The following is a 21,805-nucleotide window of genomic DNA, read 5'->3' as shown; positions in this document are numbered from 1 at the left end:
GCTCTGCGCTTCGCTCCGAGCCATGGCCGGCCCTTCGGGCCGGAGTCCTCCGCTTCGCTTCGGACTGCTCGAGTTCCGCTGCGCTCCACTCTCGACGGGGCAGCTGCGCAGCCCCTAGAGGGACCCACGCTTCGCACGGCAGGTGACCCCGTTTCACGGGATCCCAGCCTTTGGCCTGTTGGGGGTGTCCGCTTCGCTCCCACCCCCGATCCTTCCGGATTCACCTCCAACAATCAGGCCGCTACGCGGCCGGGCTGGCTGGGTCCGTTGCGCTCCCCCATCCCCTGACGCGGCCTTCCGGCTGCGCCTCCAGTCCCCTTCGGGCCCACTACGCGGGCCCGGCTGGCCAAGAAGGGGAGGGTCGCTCGTTCGTGTTTGGTTCCAGCATAGCGGCTGCATCAGAATGATGCAGCATGTACCATTAGCAGAAATAGGAGACAGCCGGAGTTGCGTTGAGAGGTCGGAAAGTGTCGATCGACAAGGAAATCCCTGAAGGTCTCACACGAGACGCAAAATATTTCGTCGGCGTCCACGGTTACTGGACCGGCCGCAGCGACCTGGAGCAGCTCCGGAGCCGATGGGCAGAGCACGGGATCCCCTCAGCTCAGATCGACCGCGTAGTCGCCTACGAGGCGGCCTGGGGCGGCCTCGCCCTTCCCCCCTCTCCGCACTACGACGGCGGCCCGCGGACACTGAGCGGGGACGTACCTGAGGGACCTGCCCCTGACTGGCACTTCGGAGCGGGGGACCAGCGCACCGCTCTCCCTTATGCCTTCATGATCGGGCCGAACGGAGAGTTCGGTCTCCATGCTGGCACCTGGACGCCTCTGCACGCCAGCATCGAAGGGTGGGTGGAGGCCCTCGCTCTGGCCGATCGCGCCCGCAGGTGTGCACGCACCACCACCACGCTGACGGGTGACGAGGTGGACGGACTCGACCTCCACGGCTTCGAGCCTGTGCCGGCAGTCGCCGGACTCGCGGACACCTGGTGGCGCGGCTCCAACTCCCTTATCGCCGTCTACCGCGGCGAAGCCGAAGTCATGAATGCACCTCAATGCCGGACCGCCACGATCTACGCAGGACTCGATGCCTGGGGGCTGAGGGGGCTCGACACATAACGGCCCCAAGATGACCCTCACCACCTGACCCGACCCCACAAGAAAAGGAACCAGAAATGCACAGGGTCACACTCAGGGAACATCAGGTCGACCAAAAGTCGGCTTTCCGAAAATGGGTGGGATTCCCTGCAAAGTCATTCGTTCCCCCGCAGGGTGCCCGGGGCACAATCGTGTCTGCGACCGGCTCCGGGAAGACCATCACGGCCGCTGCGAGCGCCCTGGAATGCTTCCCCGCTGGCCGGATCCTCGTCACCGTCCCGACCCTGGACCTCCTCGCCCAGACCGCACAAGCATGGCGGCTCGTCGGCCACCGCACCCCGATGGTCGCCGTGTGCTCGCTGGAGAACGACCCCGTGCTGAACGAGCTCGCGGTGCGCACCACGACCAACCCGATCCAGCTCTCCCTGTGGGCCAGCTCCGGCCCAGTCGTTGTGCTCGCCACGTACGCCTCCCTCGTCGACCGCGAGGACCCCGAAGGACCCGAGGAGCAGCGCAAGGTTCGCGGCCCGCTGGAGGCCGCTCTGGCGGGCGGAGAGCGGCTGTACGGGCAGCAGATGGCCCCGTTCGACCTCGCGATCGTGGATGAGGCGCACGGCACCGCCGGTGATCTTGGGCGGCCGTGGGCGGCGATCCACGACAACCAGCGGATCCCCGCGGACTTCCGCCTCTACCTGACCGCCACCCCCCGCATCCTCGCCGCGGCCCGCCCGCAGAAAAGCAGCGGCCAGGAGGCGGAGATCGCGTCCATGGCAGATGACCCGGAGGGCACGTACGGGGCCTGGCTAGCAGAGCTTAGTCTGAGCGAGGCGATCGAGCGGGAGATCCTCGCCGGGTTCGAGATCGACGTGCTGGAGATCCGCGACCCCTCGCCGGTCCTCGGGGAGTCGGAGGAGGCGCGGCGGGGCCGGCGCCTGGCGCTCCTGCAGACTGCACTTCTGGAGCACGCGGCGGCGTACAACCTGCGTACGGTCATGACGTTCCACCAGAAGGTCGAGGAAGCCCGCGCGTTCGCGGACAAGATCCCCGAGACCGCCGCCGCGCTGTACATGAACGACGCGTCCGACGCCGACCTGGCCGCCGCCGGCAAGCTGCCGAAGTCCTCGATCGACGCCGAGTTCTACGAGCTGGAGGCCAGCCGCCACGTACCCCCGGATCGCGTCTGGTCGGCATGGCTGTGCGGCGACCACCTCGTCTCCGAGCGGCGCGAAGTACTGCGCCAGTTCGCCAACGGCATCGACGCGGCCGGGCGCCGGGTACACCGCGCCTTCCTCGCCAGCGTCCGCGTGCTCGGGGAAGGCGTCGACATCACCGGCGAGCGCGGAGTCGAAGCCGTCTGCTTCGCCGACACCCGCGGCTCTCAAGTCGAGATCGTCCAGAACATCGGCCGGGCACTCCGCCTCAACAAGGACGGCTCCACCAAGGTCGCCAGGATCATCGTGCCCGTGTTCCTGGAGCCCGGCGAGGTCCCGAACGACATGGTCGCCAGCGCCTCGTTCCGCCCCCTTGTAGCGGTCCTCCAGGGGCTCCGCAGTCATGACGAACGCCTCGTCGAACAACTCGCCTCCCGCGCACTCACCAGCGGCAAGCGCAAGATTCACGTCCAGCGCGACAAGGAGGGGCAGATCGTCGGGGCCGACGGCGACGGCGACGGCCAGGAGAACGACGACACGCAGGCCGCCGAAGCCGCCCTGCTCCACTTCTCCAGCCCGCGTGATGCGGCCACCATCGCCGCGTTCTTGCGGACCCGGGTCTACCGGCCCGAGTCGCTGGTGTGGCTGGAGGGCTACCAGGCACTGCTCCGCTGGCGGGCCGAGAACGAGATCACCGGCGTCCACGCCGTGCCCTACGACGTCGCGGTCGAGGTCGGCGTCACCAAGGACTTCCCCCTCGGCCGGTGGGTCCACCAGCAGCGCAAGGCCCTGCGCGCCGGGGAGCTGGAGGAGCGGCGCAAAACCCTGCTGGACACCCCGGAAGCCGGAATGGTCTGGGAACCCGGCGAGGAGGCATGGGAGGCCAAGCTCGCCGCGCTCCGGTCCTACCGGCGGGCCACCGGGCACCTCGCGCCGCGTCAGGACGCGCTCTGGGGCGAGGGCGAGGCGATGGTGCCCATCGGGCAGCACATGGCCAACCTCCGCCGCAAGGGCGCCAAGAACGGTCTCGGCAAGAACGAGGACACCGCGACGACCCGCTCGGCGCAGCTGACCGCGATCGACAAGGACTGGGACTGCCCCTGGCCGCTGGACTGGCAGCGGCACTACCGCGTGCTCGCCGACCTGGTCGACGCCGACGGCGTCCTGCCCCACATCGCTCCAGGCGTCGTCTTCGACGGCGACGACGTCGGCAAGTGGCTCCAGCAGCAGAAGCAGCCGGCCACCTGGGCGCGGCTGCTTCCCGAGCAGCAGGAACGGCTGACCAAGCTCGGCGTACAGCCCGTTCAGACGCCCTCTCCCACGCCGGCGCCGCGGTCTACGGCGAAGGGTCCGTCCAAGGCCCAGCAGGCGTTCCAGCGCGGCCTGGCGGCCCTGGCGCAGTGGGTGGAGCGGGAAGGCGCCGGCCGGCCCGTGCCTCGCGGCCACAGCGAGACCATCACGCTCGGCGGCGAGACGGAACCGGCCGTCGTGAAGCTGGGTGTCTGGGTCTCCAACACCAAGGCCCGGCGGGACAAGCTCGACGCCGCCCAGCTCACCGCCCTCGCAGAGCTCCACATCCACTGGGCGCAGTAGCGAGACGCACCCTGCCGGAAAATACGCGGGAAAGTCACCTCAGGCCCAGCCGAGAACGCCCCCCGCGCGCCTCCGGCGGGACCTTCGCGCTGCTCCGCTCCCAGCAGCGGCCCTCCAGAACGGTGGCCTCGGCAAAGCCGTGGACGCGACCACCTGGGACCTCATCACATAGGGTCTGACCTGCGCATTTACCTCCAGATACCTAGGATGGGCATGCACCGGTGACGGCATGGAGGCAGCTTCGGCTGCTTCGGCGGCATGCGCTCACCAACATGCTCAGGACTGCCCAGGGAGGGTGCTTCATGACCGAGACCGGCAACCCCAGTCAGCCCGCGCACGTGCACGAGTACACCAGCAGTCACATCCAGGTACTCGAGAGCCGCGAGGCGATACGCAGGCGCCCCGGCATGTACATCGGCTCGGTCGGCGAGCGCGGCCTGCACCAGATGGTGTTCGAGGTCGTCACGTACGCCGTCGACGAGCACCTTGCCGGCCACGCCGACACCATAGACGTCACGATCACCGCGGACGGCGGCGTTCGCGTCGCCGACAACGGGCGGGGCCTGCCGGTCGAGGTGGAGAAGACCACGGGCATGTCGGCCGTCGAACGCGAGCTGACGGAGCTGTCCTTCGGCTCCAAGCCCCACAGCGGCTACGGGGTCTGCGGCGGCATCAGCGGTATGGGCCTGTGCGTGGTCAACGCGCTGTCGAGCCGGCTCACGGTCGAGGTCCACCGAGACGGTCACCGTTGGACCCAGGAGTACGAGAAGGGCACCCCGCTCACTCCCTTGACGAGGAACGAGGAGACGGGCGAACACGGAACCACGATCGCGTTCCTGCCCGACGCCGACATCTTCGAGACCACCCGGTACTCGTTCGCCACGCTGTCGCAGCGCCTCCAGGAACTGGCCTTCCTCAATGGAGGCCTGGCCATCTCACTCACCGACGAGCGTCCAGAGCGTCCCGTCCGCTACCACCACACGGACGGCCTACGGGCCTACGTCGCCCACCTCAACCCCTACCCCCCGAGCCTCGTCCACTCCCCCGCCATCGCCTTCGAGTCGGAGAACCAGGACGAGACGATCTCCGTGCAGGCCGCCATGCAGTGGAACACCTGGTCCACGGGAGGGATCCACTCCTTCGCGAACAGCACCCGCACTCATGAAGGCGGCGCCCACGAACAGGGCTTCCGTACCGCGCTCACGGACATCGTCAACGATTGCGCGCGCCGTCAGCGGCAGATCGCCGCAGATGACGAAGACATCACCGCCGAATCCATCTTCGAGGGCCTTACCGCGGTCATCTCCGTAAAACTCGCTCATCCTGTCTTCGAAGGCTCCACCCGAACCAAGCTCAGCAATCGCGAGGCGGACGCCTACGTCCAAGAGGTCGTCCGCGAGCACCTAACCGACTGGCTAGAGCACCACCCGGACGAAGCCGCGGCCATCGTCCGCCGCATCCTCAGCTTCTCTGCCTGACAAGCGAAGGAGCGACGAAGGGCCTCCAGCTCGGGAGCAAAGGGCCTAACAGGGTGGACACGAGGAGAAGCCCTGGCCTTCGGGTTGGCATCAAGGCCCGCGCCCAGGATCTGCAGCGGTCGGACGTCGTACCGGGCGGGGACCACGTCGTACGGCTTCGGACGGGGCTGGACAGGCTCTTTACCTCAACGGGGATCGCGGCGTCAGCGGTATGCCAGATACGGCCGCGACGCCCCCCCGGTCGTAGGAATCGTGGACCTGCTGGGTCTCGGGATGCTGTGCCAGAGGGGGCGGGTGGGATGGTGCGGGCGATAGGTGACGGGCTGGAGCGGCTCCTGTACACGCGGCCGGTACCGGTGACGACGGCGGATCAGCTGAAGGCGTTGCTGCGGTGGGAGCGGGGCTCCACCCGCCAGGTCGCCGCCGTCCTGGGCGTGTCCCAGCGGACCGTCCAGCGCTGGGTGACCCCCAAGGCTGGAAGCCAAGGACGCCCGAACCCGGGTCACGAGCAGAGGATCGCGGAACTCGTGCGGGCCCGCTGGCAGCCGCTGATCCGTGCCCGCCGGCGGGCTGCAGCTGAGGCGGGCGGTGTGGTTGTCCATACCCGGGCCCGGTTCGGGTTCAAAGCCGGTGGCGGCAGCTCGGATGATCCGCGGTTGCGGCGTGTCACGGGGCGCCTGAACGGGGCGGTGACGCAGCAGATCTTCGCGGCCCTGGACGCCGATGTCAGCGAGGAGCAGCACGAGCTGATCCTCGGCCGTGCGCTGGGACACCTGTACTTCCGCGAGGCCGGTCACCGTGCCCACGGTCTCCACGTCACCCTCAAGGACATCGACTTCATCGAGTTCGCCCTCCAGTGAGCGAAACGACGGCCATGGTGGCGCTCACCCGCGACTCGGCGCTTCAGCACAGTGAGCGGTTCAGCTGGCCATGTGCGTGCTCACGGTGAGGCCTTCCAGCCCGGGCTAATCGTCCGTGGCCGCGTTCCAGGTGGGCAGGGGTGTTCCGGCCTCCGTCGTGGTCTGAAGGACCTCGCACCCCATGGCTTGGACAGCGGCGAAGAGGCGCCGGCGCACCTGTTCGCTGTCTTGGGGTGGGAAGTCGATCCGGATCTGGTGAGGGCAGGACGCGTCGTAGGTGAGCAGCCAGTCGGTATCGACGGTCGCGAAGTGGTCCTGCCCCGTCGCATTGTCCTCCGACCGCCATGAGCCCCGGTCTGTAGTGGGAGCCATTACCTCGCGCAGCAGCCGCAGACGCTCGGGGTGGGCCGTGGGGCCCTCGGACAGGCGCAGGCACCGGTGGATACGGGGGCGGAAGGCGTTGAACCACGGTGCCAGGTCCGGCTCCATGTTCCCTAGCAGGTTAGAGCTGACCTGCCCGCCGACCCATCCTTCGATGAACGCGGCCACTCCCATGGGATGGGTCTCGTACCAGCCCTCGCTGCTCCACACCACGACGGGCCAGTCCGCGGGGGATCCAAGGGTGAGCCAGCACAGCCGGTCGGCGTCCATGGTGGTGCCCCAGATCAGCAACGCGCCAGGCGCCGGGTGTAGCGGATGCGGGTAGCTCTCCTGGTCCTGTTCGGGAGATTCGGTGGGGTGGGCGCTCTGCCACTCGATGCCGTTGTGCTCGCTGGTCGCGAATGGCGTCCGGAGGTAGAGGAGGTCGCAGAACTCTCCCCAACCGTAGGTCTCGACGAGTCGTTTGTAGTCGTCGGGCAGCCGGGTGCCGATGACGGTCTCCGCAGTGGCCCAGTTCCCGCGGGCGTCCACGGGTCCGGACGGCGGCGCCACCAACTGGACCAGGCGGTCGCAGGCGGTCCCCGCTGTCTTCGAATCACCCATGAACGCAGCATAGGCAGAGCCCCGCGCGAAGAGAGCAGTCGGCGACCATTGCACCTGGCTGGCCAGATGGAATGGTCAACCTCACCGCGCTGGCAACGGCTAATACCCGTGTGCTTCACGTACTTCGCGCCAGTCCCACACCACAAGGGCTCGCCCACCGTTGTTGCCCTTGATCGTGGGCGCTGCGGGCGGCTGGGGCGGGCGCAGCCTGGCCGTCTCGGCCAGGCGCAGGACGGCCGGGCGCTCCCCCGGCCCGGCCAGCAGGTGGGCGGTCCCGGTCAGGTGGGCATAGCGGGCGGCGGCGCGCGGGAAGACGGCGGCCCAGGGCGGGACAGGGTGGGTGGCGCAGCCGTCGGTGAAGCGGGTTGGGTCGTGGAGGGCGAGCAGGGCTGGGTTGTCGTGGAAGTCGTCGCTTCGAGCGGTGGTCAGCTGCTGGAAGGAGGCGCCGGTGAACAAGGTGGCGGCCAACGCCGCAGCCAGTTGCGGGTGGGCGGTCATGGCGTGGATCCGGCGGGCGGCTTCCAGGGCTTGGGCGGGGGTGAGGGGTGTGGGGGCGGGCCGGTGTTTCCAGTCGATCAGGCCGGGACTGCAGGGGCCTGTGCACGGGCTGGGGCTGTCGTAGGAGACGAGCCGGTCCAGGGAAGACAGCGTGAGCCAGCATCCCGGCTCCGCACAGGGACCGACCGCGGCCGCGGCAGGCGGCCTGGCGTCGGTTGGGGGTGCAGGTTCGTCGCCGTAGAGGGCGCGGGCTGCGGCCAGGGTGGTGGTACGGGTATGGGGCAGGTCGGCGAGAGCGCGGTCGAGGGCGGCGGTCAGGCGGGGGCGGTGGACGACGAGGGTGAGGTGGATTGCGGTCTGCCGCCACAGGGTGAGGATGCGCTGGAGACGGCGCTCGTCGAGGAGGTGGGCGCGCAGGACGGTCAGGCGGGTCACCGCCAGTGCGGTCGTCCACGCGGCGGCCGCCTCCCACAGCGGAGGGCGGCCATGGGGGAACCGGCCGGGGATGTGTACGGGTTTGCCCAGAGCCAGGAGCAGGTCGTGGGCCAGGGCGGTATCGCTCGTCGTGCCGGGGCCGGGGTGGAGGGTGATCCGGCCGGCTGCGGGGTGGTGGGCGGCGAGGGCGCTGTGCGTGAAGGCGGCGTCGTCCCCGGAGTCGAGGACGAGCGCCAGGCCGGCTGGATGGTGGTGGGTGGGTTCATGCGAGGCGGCTGAAGGCCCAGCGGAGCAGTTTGCGGTCCGGGCGCGGACAGTCCATGCGCTCCATTCCGGTCCGCACGTGGGCGGTCAGCTGTGCCCAGGCACGGAAGTTGCCGTGTGCGGCCCGCTCGTCGGCGTAGCGGATGTCGGCCGGGGAGGCGTCCTCCCAGACGGGGTGGAAGAGGGGGACGGTCTCCAGGACCTCGGCGCGGGAGAGGCGGATGAACCGCTGCCAGATGAAGATCCGGGAGGAGAGCATCGGCTCGCGGCGCAGGACCGTGTGGGCGCCGGCGCCGCCGACGAAGACGATCGCGATGCGGGTGGCGGGCTCGTCCCAGAGGTAGCGGAAGTACTCGAAGGCCTCCCCGTTGAGCCACTGGGCCTCGTCCACAAGGAACGTGCGGGGCCGCTCGGCGAGGACCGTCTTCAGGAGACGGTCGAACTCGCTGGGGTGTCGGGGAGGCTCGCCGTGCAGGCCGAGCGCGTCGAACAGCTCGTAGCGCACCGCGCGGGCGGTGGGACGGGCCCGGAACATGACCCGGCACACCTCCTCGCCGTCCTCGGACTCCAACTCGCGCAGGCAGGTGTTGACCGCGAGGGTCTTCCCGAAGCCGGCGTCACCGTGGATGCACATCATCGCCCGCGCGGCCACGGTGTCCTTGATGTTCTCCCGGGCCGTCAGGAGCGCCTTCGTCGACACGATGGAAGCACCCGGCAGATCAACGTACTGGTAGGTGGGCGCGGTCACCGGACATCACCGCCAGGTCCCTGGTCACCCTCACCAGTGAGGGTGTCGGCTTCCCGGCCGGCCGCAGGCTCACCAGCTCCGGCCGGCTCACCGTCGTCAGGCGCGGGCGGGGGTAACGGCCGCGGCCGGGTGCGGGCAGCCAGGGAGGGCGGGGTCCGCCAGTGAGAGGGAGGCGCGGCCGGCGGGATCAGATCCGGTAACGCCAGCTCCGCCAGGTCCCCGCGGTCCCCGGCCGCCAGCTCCAGACCCGCCTCCACCTCGGTGAGCGACCCCAGCCTCTTCGGCTCCTCGGCCCGCGTGACCGCCGCGTAGCGCTCTCGGCGGCGTCGGCTCGCCGCCGTCAGGGCGCGCGTCAGGCGGCGCTTCTCCGCGTCCCGGGTACGGCGCAGCGCGGCGCGCTGCTCCGGGGTGGCTGCGTCGGCCAGGTAGGCCGGTCCCAGGTAGGCGTCCGTGACCGCGTCGAAGACCTCGATCTCGTGATCGTGGTGCGGGACATGCCGTACGCGTACGCGTAGCCCGGCACCGGCCAGTCCGGTCATCCAGTCGCCGACGTAGTAGCGGTTGCGCCAGCGCACCCCGCTGGTGGTGAGCGCGCGTACCCGGCCGTCGCCTTCCAGGGTGAATGCCCACAGCAGGGCGGGATCGGCTTCCTGGACCGGTGTCGGGTCGCCCTGCCATGCCGCCAGCGGTGTCTGGCCGTCCAGCGCCTGGGAGGTGTGCTCGGTGTTCCACCAGGCCACCCAGTCCAGCAGGATCTCGACGAACGCGGTGAACGCCAGCGGCCGGGTCGTGTCCTTGGAGCGGTCCCGGGGACGCGGCGTGTCCGTGGGCTGGTGGGTGTAGCGGGGCAGTGAGGCGAACAGCATGCGCTGCGCGCACCGGTTGAGGTTCTCCACCGTGCCCTTCAGGTGCGGCTGGTAGGCCTCCACGGGGTAGACGGGGACAGCGAACGTCGCGAGCGCGGAGGTAACGGTGCGGGAGAGGAAGTCCTGCCCACGGTCGATCCGTACCAGCGTGGGCAGGCCACCGATCGGCCCGTACGGGCCGTCGCCGTCACGGGACAGCGCGATCCTGAGCGCGGCCAGGATCGCGTCCCGGGACGGCTGGTGCGGGGTGACCGCGGCTCCGGTGATCGCGTTCGTGGCGCAGTCGATGAACCAGGTCACCCACGGGAAGACCAGCTCGCCGTCCAGATCGACCTCGACCGGGACGTGCTTGTGGTCTCCTTCCCAGCACGCGTTGCGCCACGTCTGCGGCCTGCGCAGGTGGACATCGCTCCGTCGCCTCGCCCGTTCCCCGCCCGACAAAGCCGCCCTCTGCCCCGGATTCAGTTCCCTGCGGACCGCACGGTGCAGCGTCGCCAACGACGGCACACCCGCCACCCGGCGCGCGGCGTCCCCCTCCGATCCCGATACGGCGTACGCCTCGGCCAGCAACTCCCGGTGCACCGCCGCCGCGTTCCCGCACCAGCGTGCCAGACGTGCATGGACCTCCGGCGTGATCGTGAACCGCTCCCGCTCCCGCACCCCAGTACGGCCCTCCTCGCGGGCCACGGCCAGCCACCGCCACACCGTCCGCAACGACACCCCGGCCCCGGACGCCACCAGACGGGCATGCTCCGTGCGGAGCTCACCCCGGGCCTCCAGCACCAGCAGCCGCGACACCGCCTGACGGCGCGCCAACACCAGCGGCACAACTCGACCGGGACCATGGTCTTCCGGCACGCTGCTCCCACCCATACAGCCTCCCGCCTATCGGGCCGTCTCCACGACCGGTGTCAGCGGTCTTAGCCTTCATGAAGCCCCGGTCTGCGTTGCGGTGTCACCGCAATCCGCATTCCCCGGACACCAGGCGACCTCATTGGGTAAGGCGCGAAACCCCCGGGCAGGCTCCAAGACGCCCGGGCGACGAACCCCGCCGCTACCGAGCCCGATCGCCGGCTCWCAGCCCGGCCAGCAGCTTGGGAATCTGCACCAAGCTGGCCTGCAAGAACGTCACGGCCTGTCACCACTACAAACGCGGCAACCTGTCACCACCACAACCGAACCAAGGCGTGCACCAGCACAAACGACACACCGACGCCAGTGTCACATCGCTGCTCCCGCAGTGACAACGAACCGCAGATTCGCACGCTTCTCCGGCCAGCGCGGAGCGTCCGCGGCCAGGCGCCGGGACAGCCTGATCACAGCGGCCCACCACACCATCTGGGCGTGGTGGTCGAGGCGGCGTTCGTGGTCGCGGTTGAGGCGGCGTGAGCGGGAGAGCCAGCTCAGCGTGCGCTCCACCACCCACCTGCGGGCCAGCACGACAAATCCGCGGTGTCCGTCGGATCGGCGCACGACCTCGATCCGCACTCCGTGCCGGGCGAACGCCTTGGCCAGGGCCGGGCCCTGGTAGGCGCTGTCGACCCACACCAGTTTCAGCAGCCGGCCCGGCTGGTCCATGAACGTCTCCAGCAGCGCGGGAGCGGCCTTGGAGTCGTGCACATCGGCCGTGGTCACGGTGACCTCCAGGAGCAGGCCCTCGGTGTCGGTCAGGATGTGACGCTTGCGCCCGTCACGTGATTTCCCGCCGTCGTATCCGCGACTTTCCGCACCGACGGTCTCGGAGGCGTCCACCGACTGACTGTCGATGATCCCCGCGGATGGCTCGGCGTTGCGCCCTTCGTGTTCCCTGGCCGTGCGACGCAGCCGTTCATGCAGTTCACGCACGTAGTCGTAGGCCCGCCAGCGGCGGAAGAAGTCGTAAACCGCCCGCCAGTACGGGAAATCGACCGGCAGAGCCATCCACTTCACACCATTGTCGACCAGGTAGCGCACCGCATCGAGTATTTCGCGGTGACAATACCCCTCGGGACGCCCGCCCTGCCTGAGGAGCCAGGCCGGCACCGGCATCGCTGAACGGACCTCGGCCCACTCCGCATCCGTCATGTCACTCGGATAGCAGGCCGCCCGCCGCCCCGGAACATCGAACCGAACCGGTGCACGTAGCAGTCACACCCAGGAGTGACCGCGGTGGACGAAGACACAGAGATACTGCTCAACTGATCGGGCAACGGGCTTCCTTGGTCGTGCTGGGTGTCGTAACCGCGTCACTACCAAGGGGCCCGTTCTTTCATACCCACGGCCGCATCCGTACCTCCGTCCAGACGATCACCCGCGCCCACACGCCTCGAACGAAATCCGGTTTGCCACAACGCACTGAGCGGGGGCTCTGACGCAAGAAGCCGGGGCAACAGAAGAGCTACAACGGCCCCGCGAGGGAAGTTCCTCGCGGGGCCGATTGACTGTTCGTCACGTAAGGCGAATCAGCACACCCACAACCGTCGACGATTGATCAGGTCAGTCGAGTCCCATTCTGATTTCCTACAACCCAACGGAACCCTGCAGGGCGATCACCCACCGACACGCAATACTCTTCTACAAGAAGTCGAATTTCCCGCACCGGAAGCACGCCTCGATAATCGAAATATGAGGGATTATGTGGATCCGACACGACTTTCGGATCATCCAAGGGTGGCATTTCGTTATCAGATACCCAGAAGTAGTATCCGATATCACTACCAGTCTCTCCTTCAATCCGCGCAGCTTCTCGACCACCCGCAAACCAAACGGCGCCGCCATATCCACTCCGCAGATTCAGGCTGACCTCTAGACAGCTAACGAAGGCTCGATCCCCCTCCTTCTCCAAGTAGAGCCAGGTCGCGCGAACATCCCCCTCCCCTCTCACCCGAAAATCCAGCACATCATCAATAGACTGCGCGATCTCCGTCAAATTTCGCAGATACCGAGTCTCGCCACGATGACGAACCGCCAGGATCACTTTGCCGTCCTCTTCCCTGTGAGTACTTTAGGACTCCCCGCGCCAGGATAATACACCGTCATAGTTGAACCTACAGGCAGGATGGCTTCGATTGCATTACTGCAGTTCTGCACGTCATCACAGACGCCATTATTATTATTTATGGCAACCTTGGCATTCTTAATGCCATTCTTCTTCATCCAGGCTGCATATTTCGCCTCCACATGGGATGCAATCCTGTACTTACCAGCCCTCATATCGGGATACAGGTCATGACCGGACGATTTGAGCAGCGCATCCGCATCAAGAAACAGGTCATCATGCTCACCACTCGTCAACTGGCGAATTTGATCATTATCGGCTTTTGGGATCACCCATCCGAACTCATCCCGTATTTCGCCGACAGTCTTATCGCCGACGTTGTTGTATGCGGGAAGCCTCTTGAATGCCTGTGTAACCCAAAGGGGGCAAGCGCCGTCAGTGTTATGAACGAGAAGATTGTTGGTGCCAGCGGCTACGTAGTACGTGTGGAGGTCGTCGACAGTGAGGTCGTAGGCCCCCTGAAGGCCGGACCAGGCGCGACTGCTGGCGACCTGAATGGTCGTACCCACCGGGGTGCGGAGGGCGTCGCCGACCCGCAGGTCGCGGGCATCGATCCAGTTTTTGCGGTTTTCTACCCAGTACGCATGGCCATCCGTAGAGGTGATCGATGATCCATCGGCGAGCGTGACCTCGATAAAGTTGCGGTCGTCTGGAGTGCGGATCGTTCGGGTGACCGTGCGAGGCCCGGTCTCACCGGTATCGGGATCACTGGCGGTGACGGACTCTCCGACCTGGATCTGCTCAATTGGCCGACCGGTGCCGTCGGCCATGAGAACCCGTGTGCCGGCGGGGAAGCTGTGTGCTGTATTCGAGGTGAGGCATTCGACCGCGCGCCTGGTCGCGCGCATGTGCTTGAGGGCTTCGACGCCGTCATCGATTTTGAGGAGGACCTTGGCCCTGCCCCAGGGCAAGGAGCTGAGTCCGGCCACAATGCAGTCCACTGTGCCGGGGTCCTTGATGCATGCCTTGATGTCATTTAGGCCCGAGAGTTCCCAGACCGCTGCGGTGAGGACGGGGTCGTTCTGCCCGACTTCGATCGTGGAGTGTTCCGGGTCTGCGGCGCAGGCCAGGATCGGGATCATGGACTCGCGGCTGGCGAAGGGGCGGCAGATTCGCTTGGGCTTGGGCTTCGCTTCTTCTTGCTGCTTGCGTTCCTCCTCTGCCTGGCGGAGCGCCTCGGCTATCTCTTTCTCGACCAGGGTTCGGACAGCTGTCCAGGCGTCCTTGGCGAGGGCGTTGGCTTCGTCGCGGCTTTTACCGGCGGCGAGGGCTGACTGGCGAGCTTGTTCGGCGGAGTCGTTGGCCTTCTTGGCGGACTGGCGGGCGTAGGAGGCTGAGAATTCGGCCTGGGCGGCGGAGTTCTCGGCGTCGGAAGCATCCTGGTTGGCTCGGTCGGCGGCGCTGCGGGCTGTGGCCGCTGACCTCTGTGCGTCGGCGGCGCTGTTGGCGGCCTTGTCGGCGGAGGTCTTGGCGTCGTTGGCTGCGGTCTGTGCCTGGCGTGCGGAGTCTGCGGCCTGCTGGGCTGCCTTTTGGGCGTCGGCTGTTGCCTGGGCGGCCTTGGCTGCGGCTTCGGCTGCGATCCAGCGGTTTTGCTGGGCCTTGGCGACGATGATGTCGCCTTCGGCCAGGAGCCGGTTGATCTGGTCAGTGTGGTTGGTGGCCAGATCGTCCTTGAGGCGGGCTGTGTGCTGGCCTGTGGTGATGAACTCGTGGAGGCTCTCAGGGGTTCCCGCGAGGGCGATCCGGGCGGCGGCCTTGGCTTCCGCTCCTCCGATGTTGGTCAGCTGGGCTGCGGCGACTCGCTCGTCGGCGGTGCGGGCGGCGTACTGGCCGGTCTGGAGGAAGGTTGCGAGGGCTTTGCCGCTGCCGTTGGCGAGGGCATTCTGGGCGGATTCCTTGAGGTGCGGTCCGCCGGTGTTGGTGAAGCGGGCCACGTCGACCCGCATCTCGGTGTACCCGGCGGTGAAGCGGCCTTCGTTCAGGAAGGCTTCGATCTGTTCGGGTGTGCCCTTCAGTGCCTCGGTGGCCGCGTTGCGGACGGAGGGGTGGGGGCTTGTCGTGCTGAGGTCGACGACACGCTGGCGGACGTCGCTCTGGTTGGCCTCTTTCCAGCGGGTACGCAGGTAGTCCAGGACGTCCAGGTCGGTACCGGAAAGGGCGCGTGCGGCAGCGTCCTGGTGCCAGGGCCCGAGGAGCTTCATCGCCTGCATGGCGAGCTGGCGGCCCTTGGCGGCCGTCGCCTTGACGTCGGCGTCCGGCCGGGAGGCTTCTGTGGCCAGGGATGTCGCGGTGTCGTTGAGGGACAGGGCCTGAACCTGCAGGGAGGCGGACGCGGAGATCCGGGCTTCGCCTGCTGCCTTCAGGCTTGTGGCGCGCTCGATCGCTGCCTGTGTCCGGGTCTCCAGGTCGCCGGCTTCGACTTCTCTGGCGAGGCCGGCGACTTCCTTGGCTTTGGCTACGGCTGAGGCCGCGGTGTCGGCGGCGTTCTTGGCTGCTTCTGCGTTCTTCTGTGCCTGAGCGGTGTAGTTCGCGGCTTCACCAGCGTGGTTGGCGGCGTCTTCCGCGTAGTCGGCGGCCTTGTTGGCGTGCGCTGCAGCGGAATTGGCATCGTCTCGCGCACCGTAGGCGGCGTTCGCCGCACGGCGGGCGAAACCGGCGGAGCGGTTGGCAGCGGCGCTGGCCGCGTTGGCGTGGCGGCGGGCTTCGATGGCGGCCTGGCGTGCTTCCGCGGAGTGAGCTCCGGCCGCGTCGGCATAGTCACTGGCTTCATCGGCGGCGTCGGCTGCGGCCAGGGCGTTGGCTGAGGCTCCTATGGCTGCGTCGGAGGCCACGGCTGCGGCGGCCGAGGCGCGGCCGGCGCTTTCGGCTGCGACCGCTGACTGGGTTGCGAACAGAGAGGCTGCGCGTGCTCCGGCGGCTGCCTTCCTGGCGTCCTCGGCCTTGGAGGCGTCCCCAGCTGCGGCCACAGCCGCGTTGTAGGCGGTGTTCGCCGCGTCGGCTGCCGCGGCCGCGGCGGAAGCGGTCTGCGCGGCGGCGAGGGCAGCTCTGCGTGCGGCGCGGTTGGCTGCGTTGGCGGAGCCGATGGCTTCCTGCGCTGCTTGGGCCGCGGCGCGTGCGGCGTCGGCGGCCTGGGCGGCCTTGACCGAGGCCTTCTTGGCGTCGTTCTTCGCCGCCTGCGTCTCCTCGGCTGCCTTCTTGGCTGCCTCCTTGGCCAGGCTTGATGCCTGTACGGCTTTCTTTGAGGCTTCTTCGGCCAGCTTGGTGGCGTCTTCTGCCTGTTTGCCGGCTGCCTGTGCCTGTGCGGTGAGCTCGGCGATGGTCGCGTGTTCCTGGTCGCGGTTGCGGGCGGTGAGCTGCCCGACTTCCAGGAACTCCACGATGTCCTCGGGTGTGCCCTGCAGTGCCGCCCGTGCTGCGGCCTGAACGTTCGGGCCTCCGGTGTTGGTCAGCTGGGCCACTGCGACCCGGTTGTCGGTCTGCTGGGCGGCGTACTGCTCCTTGGCCAGGAGCTGCTCGCGGTCGGCGTAGGTGCCCTTGAGCGCGGACTCGCCTGCCTGGCGAACCCGGGGGCCGCCCAGTTGGACCAGTCGTGCGATTTCGACCTTGTGGTCGGTGTCCAGCGGCTCGACGTATCCGTCGAGGAGGAAGTCCTGCAGCTCGGCCGGCGTCTTCTGCAGGGCGGCGACCGCGGCTTCGCGTACGCGGGGGCCGCCGGTCATCGCCAGCCGTGCGGTCTCTACACGGTTGTCGCTGTGCTGAATCCCTTCGGCTTCGTCAAGGAACTTGCGGATCGCGTCGTCCCCGCCGACCAGCGCCTGCTCGGCTGCCTCCTTGAGGCCACGTCCTCCGGTCTGCCAGTAGCCGACAACGTAGGGCCGGGCCTCCTGCATCGTCAGGCCAGGATTTTCGGCTGCCCCAGCGGCCGGGGTAGTTCCGAGCAGTCCAGCCAGCAGGCCGGCTGACAGCAGTGCGCGTAAGCCACGGCGGTGGGCAGAAAATCTTCTCAACTCTCCCGGACCAGATTTCCGGGAGGGTATACACCGTCTCACAAGACGCCCCCTAAATACTCTCTTGAGAAAAGCTCGCAAAATTCAGGATTCCCGCCTGAACCGATTTGGGCACACCCTACTTCTTCCGCTGAAGTCCAGGCTTGGACTCCATTCCGTACCAAGACCGCAGCTCGATGGTCGACATCAAGCCACCTGAAGCAAGTTTGACCAAAAAGCAACACACCAGGCTCGCAGCATTTGCCTGCACGACCTGACACGACAACGCACCTGAATAACCTTCAAATGTCGCCCATGTCAAATCGCCGCACCAACCCCACACTCCTGAGAGGTAGATCACAGATCCGCCCAAGTGGGCAGTAGCGGATATGTGATTCACTCTGTCTCGATCTAACGGGGGTTCTGCCGTCATGCCCTCACACCTGTTTCCGGAAGGACCATTATGGCCATATCTTTTGTCCGAAAACTGCTCTTGGTGGGCCTGGCGGCTGCCATAGCAGGCACCACGACGGTACTGAGCGTCGCAGAGGCCGCGCCGACCACCGCAACCACAGGTGAGATGCCCTACGCAATCGAGGACTTCTCATATCCGAATGCAGCGAAGATAAAGGAAGACACAAAGCAGCAGCTTATACTGAAGCGAGGTAACGGCAACCTCCTCTACATCCCCTGCACTGGGTCCGAGGACATCAAAATCGAAAGCACCGCGGGACAGGCCTACTACTGCTTCGACATCAAGGCCAAGCCCGCCTACGTCGAGCTTGAGCTTCCCTCTGCCTACGGAATCTGGACCAAGGCAGACCCCGTACACGTCACCATCGAGGCTGACGGGAAGAGCACATCCCTGGACGCGCCTGCCAACCGGTTCACCGGATACGGCGAGGCTGGCGCCAACGGAACTGTTTCCACTCTCATTGAACTCCGCGTCGCAGGCTAAGCAGTCTGGCTGCGGGCCAACTGGGAGGCGAAACTCGGCCGCAGGGCCGTGTACACCGCTTGAAACCGTCGGGCGATTGAACCGGGCAAGTCCTGGCGTCGTGGTTCGGTGCTCAGATTTCCAGGCGAGGCCTGAAGCCGTACCGGCAAGGCGAAATCCGTCCTGCCCGATTGCGCTTTCTCTTTCGCGTACCTCAAAGGATCATCATGTCTGAAAAGAGTTCACGCACTGCGTGGGCTGCGCCCCTGCTTGCCTCCGTGCTGGCAGCCGGCTTCCTGAGCGCTGGTGCCGCCCAGGCCGTCACTGGCTCCGAGGCGCCCACGGGCCTGCAGGACGCCGTCGTCAAGCTCGCCATCGGCGACGAGGCGAACTCCCGCGCGTGCACCGGCGTACTCATTGACGAATGGTGGGTAGCTACCGCTGCCAGCTGTTTCGCCACCACCGCCGGACAGCAGGTCCCCGCAGGGCAGCCCGGGATGAAGGCCACCGTCGCTCTGGCGGGTGGCCAGACCTTCACGGTGACCGCGCTCGAACCGCGCGAGGACCGGGACCTGGTCCTGGCCCGGCTCTCGCTCCCGGCCAAGGGAGCCACCAAGGCCAAAATCGGTACGTCCGTCCCGGCGGCCGGCACGGACCTGACGGCAGTGGGCTACGGCCGGACGAAATCCGACTGGGTGCCCGGCAAGCCCCACAGTGGCGTCTTCACCGTCAACACCTCGGACACCACTACTCTGGCCATCACTGGCAAGGGCACCGACACCATCTGTCAGGGCGACACCGGCGGACCGCTGCTCAACGCGGCCAACGAGCTGATCGCAATCAACAGCAAGTCCTGGCAGGGCGGCTGCCTCGGCGCCGCTCCCGCAGAAACCCGCACGGGCGCCCTCTCCGTGCGTACGGACGACCTCGGCCCCTGGATCGACATGACCAGAGGTTCAGTGGCCACCGCGCAGTGGAAGCTGACCGGCCAGAGTGGCAACCTCGTGCCCAGCGAAGTCGGGGCCTTCCCGGCCACCGCCACGAACATCACCTGGCCCACCGCCACCATCGAGGGCCGTAGCACGACCTACGCCGCGTTCGCCGGACGCCAGTCGACCATCACCACGGGCACGTCCGTCATCGACACCCGCGACAGCTTCACCCTCACAACGTGGATCAAGCCGGGCCCGAGCGGCGCCGTCGTGAGCCAGGACAACAACCGCAACAGCTCCTTCGCGATCTTCGCCGACCCGGACTCCAAGATGTGGCAGTTCGCGATAGCCCGCGGCGACAGCGACACCGCCGGCTACGACTGGGCCAACAAGGCCGTGAACAGCGCCGCTACGTACACCCCCGATGCCTGGCAGCATGTGACCGCCACCTACAACGCGGCCACCGGGCTGATGAGCCTGTACGTCAACGGCACCCTGGCCAGCACCGGCCACCACACCGCCTCGCTCGGTGCCGCACCGGTGGGTCCTCTCGTCATGGGCCGCTACAAGGAACGCGGATCCGCCGACTTCTACCACCAGGGCCTGACCGGCGGCATCAGCAACCTCGCCGTCTACCCCTTCGCAGCTGCCCCCACAGCCCCGGGCTCCACCGGCAAGATCAAGCTGACCAACGGCACCAACATCTGCGCCGACCGCAACACCGGACGCATCCAGCTCTGGGAATGCAACGAGATCAACGGCGGTGACGCCCAGCAGTTCGCCATCCGCGGTGACGGCACCATCCGCAATCAGAACCTGTGCATGGACGCAGCCAATGCCGGCACCGGCAACGGAACCCGCATCCAGATCGTCGGCTGCCACGATCACCCCGCACAGCAGTTCCTGCCCCGCGCCGACGGCAGCATCTACAACCCCGCCTCAGGGCGCTGCGTCGATGCCTCCAACATGCAAGGCGGCACCCAGCTGCAACTGTGGGACTGCAACCAGAGCAGCCCTCAGAAGTGGACCATCCCCACCCTCGCCACCGCACCACTGCCCGCTCCGCGCTGGTAGCAACCGCGTCCCCTCCAGCGCACACCTGGCCGCCTCCGACAGCACCTTGCGGGGGCGGCCTCACCGCTTTCGCAAATGCGTGCAGGCAACAGGAACGGTCGCCGTGCTCGCCTAACCTTGGCGGGAGCGTACTGCTGGCGCACCGGGGCAGCACGTTCGGCAGGAGCCGGTCCGGCGGCGGGTGTGGCTGATCCCAGCGACTGCCCGCGGCCGCCACCGGGCACGTCACAGTCCACACCGACGCCAGCACCAAATCCCGCCCTCGGCACCGACCACCATGGACACCGATGCCGCCCACACCAACACCACAGCCCTCACCACCTCGACCAGCCGACGCCCGCCGGACAGGGTCTGTACGGTCAACGGTGGATCTTCGAGCAGGAAGTGACACCTGATGACAGACGTGACCGTGTCGGCGGAGGCCGTGGCGGAAGTACAGCCGTCCGGGTTGGCGCCGGAGGCTGTGGACGACCAGTTGATCAGTCAGCTGGTGGACCGGGCCAAGGCTGACGGGATCAAGCTGACGGGCCAGGGTGATCTGCTGCAGCAGTTGACGAAGCGGATCCTTGAGTCGGCGCTGGAAGGCGAGATCACCGACCACCTCGGGCACGAGAAGCATGAGAAGGCCGGCTCGGGCAACACCCGCAACGGGACCCGGTCCAAGACCGTGGTGACCGAGGTCGGCCCGGTCGTCCTCGACGTCCCACGGGACCGGGAGGGCTCGTTCGAGCCGCAGATCGTCAGGAAGCGGCAGCGCCGGCTGACCGGCGTCGACGAGATGGTGCTCTCGCTGTCCGCCCGCGGCCTGACCCACGGCGAGATCTCCGCCCACCTCGCGGAGGTCTACGGCGCCGAGGTCTCCAAGCAGACGATTTCCACGATCACCGACAAGGTGATCGACGGCATGAACGAATGGCAGAACCGGCCCCTGGACTCGGTCTATCCGGTTTTGTTCATTGACTGTGTCCACGTGATTCTGCGGGACGGGAAGGTCGCGAACAGGCCGGTCTACGTGGTCCTGGCGGTCACCGTCGAGGGAACTCGCGAGATCTTGGGCTTGTGGGCCGGCGACGGGGGCGAGGGTGCCAAGTACTGGCTCCAGGTCCTCACCGAGATCAAAAATCGCGGCACGGAAGACGTCTGCATGGTCGTCTGTGACGGCTTGAAGGGCCTGCCCGATGCGATCGGAGCAGTCTGGCCGCAGGCGATCACGCAGACGTGTGTCGTCCACCTGCTGAGGGCGTCGTTCCGTTACGCGGCCCGGCAGGACTGGGACAAGATCTCGAAGGCACTCAAGCCCGTCTACACCGCACCGACCGAGGACGCAGCCACGGAACGGTTCCTGGAATTCCAGGAAGAATGGGGCCAGAAGTATCCCGCGATCGTGAGGTTGTGGGAGAACGCGTGGGCCGAGTTCGTACCGTTCCTCCAGTTCGACACCGAGATACGGCGGATCGTCTGCACGACGAACGCGATCGAGTCCGTGAACGCACGGATCCGCAAGGCCGTCCGGGCACGTGGGCACTTCCCGAACGAGCAGGCCGCCCTCAAGTGCGTCTACATGGCCATCATGAGCCTCGACCCCACCGGCCAGGGACGCAAGCGCTGGACCCAGCGCTGGAAGGCAGCATTGAACGCCTTCGACATCACCTTCGACGGCCGGCTCTCAGCCGCCCGCCACTGAACCCCCAACAACACCAAAACCACCGTTAACTTGGCTCTGTTCCGTAGTCGGTGGTGACGCTGTGTTCCCACTACGGGATGAGGATGCGGTGGCGGAGAAGGTCGAATCCAGCGCGGCCGTGCATCTGGCGCATGATCCTCTTGGTGCGGGTATTGACGCCCTCGGTGCGGCCGTTGTGGTA

14 protein-coding genes are annotated in these 21,805 nt (G+C 67.3%); 7 read left to right on the top strand and 7 right to left on the bottom strand.

The annotated features are described in order from the left end of the window. Positions 1-467: 467 nt before the first annotated feature. The 4 genes from AB4039_RS35750 (at position 468) to tpg (ending at position 6,179) form a co-directional block, all read left to right on the top strand. Positions 468-1,118, top strand: coding sequence for a hypothetical protein (locus AB4039_RS35750; protein ID WP_442272716.1), 651 nt, complete (start codon positions 468-470; stop codon positions 1,116-1,118). 56 nt (positions 1,119-1,174) lie between these two features. Continuing rightward, complete coding sequence (locus AB4039_RS35745) at positions 1,175-3,841, top strand: Helicase associated domain protein (protein ID WP_442272715.1); 2,667 nt, start codon at positions 1,175-1,177, stop codon at positions 3,839-3,841. A gap of 302 nt (positions 3,842-4,143) precedes the next feature. Continuing rightward, a complete protein-coding gene (locus tag AB4039_RS35740) occupies positions 4,144-5,319 on the top strand; it encodes an ATP-binding protein (protein WP_442272714.1) in 1,176 nt (391 codons plus the stop codon). 299 nt (positions 5,320-5,618) lie between these two features. Continuing rightward, positions 5,619-6,179, top strand: coding sequence for a telomere-protecting terminal protein Tpg (tpg, locus tag AB4039_RS35735; protein ID WP_442272713.1), 561 nt, complete (start codon positions 5,619-5,621; stop codon positions 6,177-6,179). A gap of 105 nt (positions 6,180-6,284) precedes the next feature. Here the strand turns inward: tpg and AB4039_RS35730 are convergent, their stop codons facing one another. From AB4039_RS35730 to AB4039_RS35700, 7 genes are all read right to left on the bottom strand, one after another. Further along, positions 6,285-7,163, bottom strand: coding sequence for an SMI1/KNR4 family protein (locus AB4039_RS35730; RefSeq protein WP_442272712.1), 879 nt, complete (start codon positions 7,161-7,163; stop codon positions 6,285-6,287). A gap of 99 nt (positions 7,164-7,262) precedes the next feature. Then, complete coding sequence (locus tag AB4039_RS35725; RefSeq protein ID WP_442272711.1) at positions 7,263-8,096, bottom strand: hypothetical protein; 834 nt, start codon at positions 8,094-8,096, stop codon at positions 7,263-7,265. A 262-nt stretch (positions 8,097-8,358) separates the two neighbouring features. Further along, positions 8,359-9,108 carry an AAA family ATPase gene (locus tag AB4039_RS35720; protein ID WP_442272710.1) on the bottom strand — a complete coding sequence of 250 codons (750 nt, stop codon included), beginning with the start codon at positions 9,106-9,108 and terminating at the stop codon, positions 8,359-8,361. Beyond that, a complete protein-coding gene (locus AB4039_RS35715; protein WP_442272717.1) occupies positions 9,105-10,772 on the bottom strand; it encodes a Mu transposase C-terminal domain-containing protein in 1,668 nt (555 codons plus the stop codon). Before AB4039_RS35715 ends, AB4039_RS35720 begins: the two co-directional genes overlap by 4 nt. 423 nt (positions 10,773-11,195) lie before the next feature. After that, positions 11,196-12,038: an IS5 family transposase gene (locus AB4039_RS35710; RefSeq protein ID WP_442272709.1), complete on the bottom strand. Its 843-nt coding sequence runs from the start codon at positions 12,036-12,038 to the stop codon at positions 11,196-11,198. 406 nt (positions 12,039-12,444) lie between these two features. After that, entirely contained in the window at positions 12,445-12,930 is a 486-nt protein-coding gene (locus AB4039_RS35705) for a hypothetical protein (protein ID WP_442272708.1), read from the bottom strand. After that, on the bottom strand, positions 12,927-16,901 hold the full coding sequence (locus AB4039_RS35700; protein ID WP_442272707.1) for a DddA-like double-stranded DNA deaminase toxin: 3,975 nt from the start codon (positions 16,899-16,901) through the stop codon (positions 12,927-12,929). The genes AB4039_RS35705 and AB4039_RS35700 overlap by 4 nt, the downstream gene beginning before the upstream one ends. A 559-nt stretch (positions 16,902-17,460) precedes the next feature. Between AB4039_RS35700 and AB4039_RS35695 the strand changes: the two genes are divergently transcribed. The 3 genes from AB4039_RS35695 to AB4039_RS35685 all read left to right on the top strand — a co-directional run bounded on the left by AB4039_RS35695 (position 17,461) and on the right by AB4039_RS35685 (position 21,624). Beyond that, positions 17,461-17,955: a hypothetical protein gene (locus AB4039_RS35695; RefSeq protein ID WP_442272706.1), complete on the top strand. Its 495-nt coding sequence runs from the start codon at positions 17,461-17,463 to the stop codon at positions 17,953-17,955. Positions 17,956-18,212: 257 nt separating this feature from the next. After that, the gene (locus AB4039_RS35690; RefSeq protein ID WP_442272705.1) at positions 18,213-19,940 is read left to right on the top strand and encodes a ricin-type beta-trefoil lectin domain protein; all 1,728 of its coding nucleotides are present in this window, start codon (positions 18,213-18,215) and stop codon (positions 19,938-19,940) included. Between the two features lie 394 nt (positions 19,941-20,334). Beyond that, a complete protein-coding gene (locus tag AB4039_RS35685) occupies positions 20,335-21,624 on the top strand; it encodes an IS256 family transposase (RefSeq protein ID WP_442272704.1) in 1,290 nt (429 codons plus the stop codon). Positions 21,625-21,805 lie beyond the last annotated feature (181 nt).

This window comes from Streptomyces sp. M-16 (assembly GCF_052114405.1).
Taxonomy (GTDB): domain Bacteria; phylum Actinomycetota; class Actinomycetes; order Streptomycetales; family Streptomycetaceae; genus Streptomyces.
Note: the sequence above shows the minus strand (reverse complement) of the source record. Positions and strands in the feature narration are given on the sequence as shown.

Excerpts from the sequence above, each read along its gene's own strand:
- AB4039_RS35695 (WP_442272706.1), top strand. The coding sequence starts at position 17,461 with ATGGCCATATCTTTTGTCCGAAAACTGCTCTTGGTGGGCCTGGCGGCT.
- AB4039_RS35745 (WP_442272715.1), top strand. The coding sequence starts at position 1,175 with ATGCACAGGGTCACACTCAGGGAACATCAGGTCGACCAAAAGTCGGCT.
- AB4039_RS35740 (WP_442272714.1), top strand. The coding sequence starts at position 4,144 with ATGACCGAGACCGGCAACCCCAGTCAGCCCGCGCACGTGCACGAGTAC.
- AB4039_RS35730 (WP_442272712.1), bottom strand. The coding sequence starts at position 7,163 with ATGGGTGATTCGAAGACAGCGGGGACCGCCTGCGACCGCCTGGTCCAG.
- AB4039_RS35685 (WP_442272704.1), top strand. The coding sequence starts at position 20,335 with ATGACAGACGTGACCGTGTCGGCGGAGGCCGTGGCGGAAGTACAGCCG.
- AB4039_RS35700 (WP_442272707.1), bottom strand. The coding sequence starts at position 16,901 with ATGCAGGAGGCCCGGCCCTACGTTGTCGGCTACTGGCAGACCGGAGGA.
- AB4039_RS35710 (WP_442272709.1), bottom strand. The coding sequence starts at position 12,038 with ATGACGGATGCGGAGTGGGCCGAGGTCCGTTCAGCGATGCCGGTGCCG.
- tpg (WP_442272713.1), top strand. The coding sequence starts at position 5,619 with ATGGTGCGGGCGATAGGTGACGGGCTGGAGCGGCTCCTGTACACGCGG.